We start from the raw sequence: 5198 nt of genomic DNA on the forward strand, positions 1-5198 counted from the left end.
AGGATGGACACGAACGAACCGGCAAACATGACCGGCGCCAGCGATTCGCGGGTGAAGATGACAATCTGCGGCCCGAGGATAGCGGTGACGATGCCGCCGGCCAGCACGAAGGAGATGGCGCGCGCCTTGAATTCCGGCGGTGCGTTGTCAGCGGCGGCGAAGCGGAACTGCTGGACGAAGGCGCCGCCGACACCGATCGTGAGCAAGCCAAAGGCAAACAGCCAGAAGCTCCCTTGAAAAAGCGCAAGCGTGGCGACGAGGCCGCCAAGCGCCGTGACGATCGTTCCGGTCATGAAGCCGCCGCGCTGGCCCATTCTGCGGATGATGGCCGCTGCAGGCAGCGCGCCGAGCGCCACGCCGATGTTGAAGCCGGTGATCGGCGCTGTCGCCAATGATTTGTCGGGGCCAAGCAGATATTGCCCGGCCAGCGCGCCCACGGAGATGGCGATGGGGGCCGCCGAGCCGATGATCGCCTGCGATGCGGCCAGGATCAGCGCCGTGCGGCGCGCCTCGCTGCCTGCCTCGACGGCGATTGCCGTCATGATGCGTCCTTGCCGCGCCCCTCGCCACGCACCCGGCGTGACACACGGTCGAGCACGGCATTGACCAGCTTCGGCTCGTCTTCCTCGTAGAAGGCCTTGGCGATGTCGACATATTCGGAGACGATGACGGCGACCGGGACATCCTCGCGCTTCATCAGTTCGTAGACGCCGGCGCGCAGGATGGCGCGCAGCGTCGAATCGAGCCGCGACAGCGGCCAGTCCTCGGTCAGCGCCTGGCGGATGATCGGATCGATGGTCTTCTGGTTCTCGACGACACCCGCCAGGATAGCGCGAAACCATTGCGCATCGGCCTCGCGATAGAGCGCGCCGTCGACTTCCTTGCCAAGGCGAAACGCCTCGTACTCGGCGGTGATCTCGAAGACACCGCTGCCGGCGACATCCATCTGATAGAGCGCCTGCACGGCGGCCAGACGGGCAGCGCCGCGCTTGTTGGCGTGGCGCATCGCGGGCTGCCCGGGCGAAGCGGGTTCGCTCACGATCGCGCTCCCAATTGTTCCTTGAGGGCAATCATGGTCAGCGCCGCACGCGCGGCAAAGCCGCCCTTGTCGCCTTCCGAGCGCTTGGCGCGAGTCCAGGCCTGGGCGTCATTCTCGGTGGTGAGGATGCCGTTGCCGATGCAGACCGAGTCCTGCACGCTCAAATCCATGAGCGCGCGGCTGGATTCATTGGCGACAATGTCGAAATGATAGGTGTCGCCGCGGACGACGGTGCCGAGCGCGACAAAGCCATCATAATGTGTGCCGCCTTCCGTCGCGCCGTCCAGTGCAAAGGTGATCACCGCGGGGATCTCCAGCGAACCTGGAACGGTGACGACGTCATAAGTCGCGCCCGCCTCATCGAGCGCGCTTGTCGCGCCATCGAGCAGCGCGTCGGCAAGGTCGTCATGAAAGCGCGCTTCGACAATGAGCAGATGCGCCTTCGCCTTCGGACGAATGAAGGCTTTGCCGTGTTGGGATGTACCAGCCATAAAAGTCTCCGGGGAGTTGCCGGTGACTTAGGCCGAAGCCGGGTTCATCGCAAGCGGAAGATTGCTGGATGGACTCCTGTCCTATCGATCCTCTCGCGTATGCCACAGGCGCAACACAGAAATTGTCGTGTTCTGTATCTCGTAACGAATTTCGTAGCTGCCTACCAAAATGCGACGCACTTCTCGTGGTTCGAACTCTTCCAGTCTCTCACCGATGCGCGGATATTCGACCAACCGTGCCGGCGCGGCAATAAGCGACTGCACGGCACGTGCGGCCGCCGGGCCATTTGCTAGCACGAGAAAATCATGTAGCCGGACCAAGTCGGACAAAGCCTTGTTGGTCCATTTCAACTCCATCAACGAGGCACCGGCAGTGGCTTGTCGGTACCAAGACTCTCAGCCCACGCCTGCACGGCCTGGTGATCGATGACCCGTCCTGCGTCGACATCGGCCATTGCTTCAAGCGTGAGCCGTCGGCGCTCCTCCTCCAAATCCACCCACGCGGAAAGAGCTTGTTTGACGATCCAGCCGCGTGGGCGCTCAAGGCGGGCAGCCAGTTGATCTACCTTTTCAGCCAGCGGCAGCGGAACGTGAGCGGTGATTACTTTTGTATCCATCAGAGCCTCACAATCAGATCTAATCATAGCGATTAAAACTGATTAAGTCGAGGCCAGCAGCACTTAAAGCCCCTCTTTCGTCGCCTCGACCAGCCGCGCCGCATAACGCGCCATGGTGTCGATCTCGAGATTGACGCGGTCGCCGACCTTGCGCTCGCCCCAGGTGGTCACGGTCAGCGAGTGGTGGATCAAAAGCACGTCGAAGCGCGCGCCTTCGATCTTGTTGACGGTGAGCGAGGTGCCGTCGAGCGCGACCGATCCCTTGGGCGCAATGAACTTCGCCAGGTCGCGCGGCGCCTCCAGCGTGAAGCGCACGGCATCGCCCTCATCCTTGCGCTCGATGATCTCGGCCATGCCGTCGACATGGCCCGAAACGATGTGGCCGCCGAGTTCGTCGCCGATCTTCAGCGCCTGCTCCAGATTGACTTTGGTGCCGGATTTCCAGCCCGAGGCCGTGGTCAGCCGCAAGGCTTCCTCCCATGCTTCAACCTCGAACCAGCGTGCATTCGAAACGCTGTCGGGCAAGGCCGTGACCGTCAGGCAGACGCCGCCGCAGGAGATCGAGGCGCCGATGGCGATGGTCTGCGGGTCATAGGCTGTGTCGATGCGGAGCCCCACCCCTTCCCTGAGCGGCTTGACGGACGCGACAGTGCCGACATCGGTGACAATTCCGGTAAACATCGGTGTTGATCCCTAAAGGTCTCTTATCCACTCGGCGTAGCTGTCTTCGCCAAAGCGCATGTCGCGCAATTTGCGAAATCCTGCCGGGATATGGTCGGCGTCGATCGGCGATGCAATGCCGTCGTCGCCGATTGCATCCGGTCCCTGGAACAGCACGATGCGGTCGACCAGCCCGTCGGCCAGGAAAGCGCTCGCCACCCTGGCGCCGCCCTCGACCAGCACGCTGGCCATGCCGAGCGCGGCCAGGTCCTCAAGTAATTCCGGCAAGGCTACGCCGCCCTCGTGCGTCTCGGTGCCGATGAAGCGCACGCCGGCGCGTTCGAGTGCTGCGCGCCGCAGCGGATCGGCCTCCAGGCAGGCGGCGATATAGAGCGGTACCCGGTCGACGCCCGAAACCAGCTTCGAGGCCTCCGGCAACCTGAGCTGGCGGTCGAGCACGATGCGGGCAGGCGAACGGTTCTCAAGCCCCGGCAAACGCACCGTCAGGGCCGGATCATCCTCAAGGGCGGTGCCGATACCAACCAGTATGGCGTCCGCCTCAGCCCGCATCAGATACACTTCTCGGCGCGCGATATCGCCGGTGATCGACACCTGCCCGTCACCTTCCCTGCCGATCTTGCCGTCGCTGGAAAGCGCAAGCTTGAGAATCACTTCCGGGCGTTTTCTCAACGATCGAATCAAATAGCCGGCCATCTGCTCGGCAGCTTCCGCCGCCAGCACCTTCTCGACCACCTCGACACCGGCCGCGTGCAGGATCGCATAACCCTTGCCGGACACGCGCGAATCGGGATCGCTGGCGGCACCGACGACCCGCGCAACGCCCGCATTGACCAGCGCATTGGCGCAAGGTGGCGTGCGGCCGTGGTGGGCGCAAGGTTCCAGCGTGACGTAGGCGGTGGCGCCGCGCGCGAGGTCGCCGGCCTCGGCCAGGGCCTCGGTCTCGGCATGCGGACGGCCGCCGACAGCGGTGACGCCGGTGCCGACGATCATCGGACCATTGCCGTCATCGCGTACGATCAGCGTACCGACAGACGGGTTGGTCGCGGTGCGCCCGGCATTTTTTCGCGACAGTCTGAGTGCCGCCGCCATGAAGCGGCGATCAAGGGCGGCCTGTTCGCTTGCAGTCATGCTCAGCTGGCTTCCTCTTCACCCTTGACTTCGTCGCCCTTGAGCTCGCCCAGCAATTCATGGAAATCCTTGGCCTCGCGAAAATTGCGGTAGACCGAGGCGAAACGGACATAGGCGACATCGTCGAGCGACTTCAGTGCTTCCATGACCAGGCGGCCGACTTCTCCCGAAGCAACCTCTGTCTCGCCGGAACTTTCGAGCTGGCGCACGATGCCTGTCACCGCGCGGTCGATACGCTCGGGATCGACATTGCGCTTGCGCACGGCGATCTCCACCGAGCGCAACAGCTTGTCGCGGTCGAAGGGCACTTTGCGGCCCGATTTCTTGACCACGACGAGGTCGCGCAACTGCACGCGCTCGAAGGTGGTGAAACGGCCGCCGCAATCGGGGCAGACGCGCCGCCTGCGGATCGCCGCGCCATCCTCGGCGGGGCGCGAATCCTTCACCTGCGTATCTTCCGACTGGCAATAGGGACAGCGCATGGAGAAGCCTTTGGTTGGCGAATCTGGTGAAGCGAAAGGCTTAGAGGTTTTTGCAGCGATGGCAAAGTGTCGCCAACAGCTCCCTCGCCCTTCAGAGATAGCGAGGCGCAAGCAGGATTGCCAGCCTCGCCAGCAGCCGCACAGCGTACCGATGTCTTCAGGGAGCAACGTCGGCGGTCGGAAACCCGCACGATGCGCCGAGACTACGATAGGCCTTGGTGAAGCCGTCCATGGATATGCTTCCAACCGGCGCATCGCCGAAGGAGACGTCAAGCACCGATGCCCGGCGCATGGCGCGCAGGAGCGCCAGGCTGGTCTTGGACTGGTTGTCGACGGTCCAGCTGAGCCGGCCGTTGACGGCGCCATCGGAATGGAGCTTGGCAGTGACGCGGCCCTTGTCGTCGCCGAAAGTGGCGGCAACCGACTTGCCGGCCGGCAAGGCCTTGTTGTCGACGGCGATCGTTACGGACGGGTAGGCATCCGGCGGCAGTGCATCACCGTTCGTGATGATGAGCGTCAGAACGCCGCTCTCGCCGCCAGCGCCGATAAAGGCGGTCGAGGCCGCGCAGGTCTTGCGCAGATCCTCACCGGTGTCGACCTCGTCGACCAGGGTCGACCATCTGCCAAAGGTTTCGAGCTTGGGTGCCGTCTGGGCGGGCGCCGGGGGCTCGGGCTGAGGTGCGGGTTGCGCAGGAGCGGGTTGCGCGGGCGCGGCTTGAGCAGGGGCGGTTTGCGCCAAGGCGTTGCCGGGGAAAGGCCC

General features: G+C 64.0%; 9 protein-coding genes. All 9 read right to left on the reverse strand.

Annotated features, from left to right (window positions below):
* Window positions 1–542, reverse strand: a 542-nt coding sequence (locus EN932_RS28495) for an MFS transporter (protein ID WP_128369244.1), incomplete at its 3' end; no start/stop codon positions are given.
* A complete protein-coding gene (gene nusB / locus EN932_RS28500; protein WP_013532244.1) occupies window positions 539–1039 on the reverse strand; it encodes a transcription antitermination factor NusB in 501 nt (166 codons plus the stop codon). The genes EN932_RS28495 and nusB, both read right to left, overlap by 4 nt.
* Window positions 1036–1530 (reverse strand): 6,7-dimethyl-8-ribityllumazine synthase, encoded by a 495-nt coding sequence (gene ribH / locus EN932_RS28505; protein ID WP_013532245.1) that lies wholly within the window; start codon window positions 1528–1530, stop codon window positions 1036–1038. The genes nusB and ribH overlap by 4 nt, the downstream gene beginning before the upstream one ends.
* An 81-nt stretch (window positions 1531–1611) precedes the next feature.
* A complete protein-coding gene (locus tag EN932_RS28510) occupies window positions 1612–1887 on the reverse strand; it encodes a type II toxin-antitoxin system RelE/ParE family toxin (protein WP_024504679.1) in 276 nt (91 codons plus the stop codon).
* On the reverse strand, window positions 1887–2147 hold the full coding sequence (locus EN932_RS28515) for a ribbon-helix-helix domain-containing protein (protein WP_013532247.1): 261 nt from the start codon (window positions 2145–2147) through the stop codon (window positions 1887–1889). The genes EN932_RS28510 and EN932_RS28515 overlap by 1 nt, the downstream gene beginning before the upstream one ends.
* A 63-nt stretch (window positions 2148–2210) precedes the next feature.
* Entirely contained in the window at window positions 2211–2828 is a 618-nt protein-coding gene (locus EN932_RS28520; RefSeq protein WP_127368999.1) for a riboflavin synthase, read from the reverse strand.
* A gap of 12 nt (window positions 2829–2840) precedes the next feature.
* Complete coding sequence (gene ribD / locus EN932_RS28525; protein WP_127368998.1) at window positions 2841–3956, reverse strand: bifunctional diaminohydroxyphosphoribosylaminopyrimidine deaminase/5-amino-6-(5-phosphoribosylamino)uracil reductase RibD; 1116 nt, start codon at window positions 3954–3956, stop codon at window positions 2841–2843.
* A gap of 2 nt (window positions 3957–3958) precedes the next feature.
* The gene (gene nrdR, locus EN932_RS28530) at window positions 3959–4438 is read right to left on the reverse strand and encodes a transcriptional regulator NrdR (protein WP_013532250.1); all 480 of its coding nucleotides are present in this window, start codon (window positions 4436–4438) and stop codon (window positions 3959–3961) included.
* Window positions 4439–4595: 157 nt separating this feature from the next.
* The gene (locus tag EN932_RS28535) at window positions 4596–5177 is read right to left on the reverse strand and encodes a hypothetical protein (protein ID WP_245483341.1); all 582 of its coding nucleotides are present in this window, start codon (window positions 5175–5177) and stop codon (window positions 4596–4598) included.
* Window positions 5178–5198 lie beyond the last annotated feature (21 nt).

The sequence above is a fragment of the Mesorhizobium sp. M7A.F.Ca.US.002.01.1.1 genome, assembly GCF_004022955.1.
GTDB lineage: Bacteria > Pseudomonadota > Alphaproteobacteria > Rhizobiales > Rhizobiaceae > Mesorhizobium > Mesorhizobium ciceri.

What these genes read in the sequence shown, in the direction of transcription:
- ribD (WP_127368998.1), bottom strand. Translation starts at nt 3,956, where the DNA reads ATGACTGCAAGCGAACAGGCCGCCCTTGATCGCCGCTTCATGGCGGCG.
- EN932_RS28510 (WP_024504679.1), bottom strand. Translation starts at nt 1,887, where the DNA reads ATGGAGTTGAAATGGACCAACAAGGCTTTGTCCGACTTGGTCCGGCTA.
- EN932_RS28520 (WP_127368999.1), bottom strand. Translation starts at nt 2,828, where the DNA reads ATGTTTACCGGAATTGTCACCGATGTCGGCACTGTCGCGTCCGTCAAG.
- EN932_RS28515 (WP_013532247.1), bottom strand. Translation starts at nt 2,147, where the DNA reads ATGGATACAAAAGTAATCACCGCTCACGTTCCGCTGCCGCTGGCTGAA.
- ribH (WP_013532245.1), bottom strand. Translation starts at nt 1,530, where the DNA reads ATGGCTGGTACATCCCAACACGGCAAAGCCTTCATTCGTCCGAAGGCG.
- nrdR (WP_013532250.1), bottom strand. Translation starts at nt 4,438, where the DNA reads ATGCGCTGTCCCTATTGCCAGTCGGAAGATACGCAGGTGAAGGATTCG.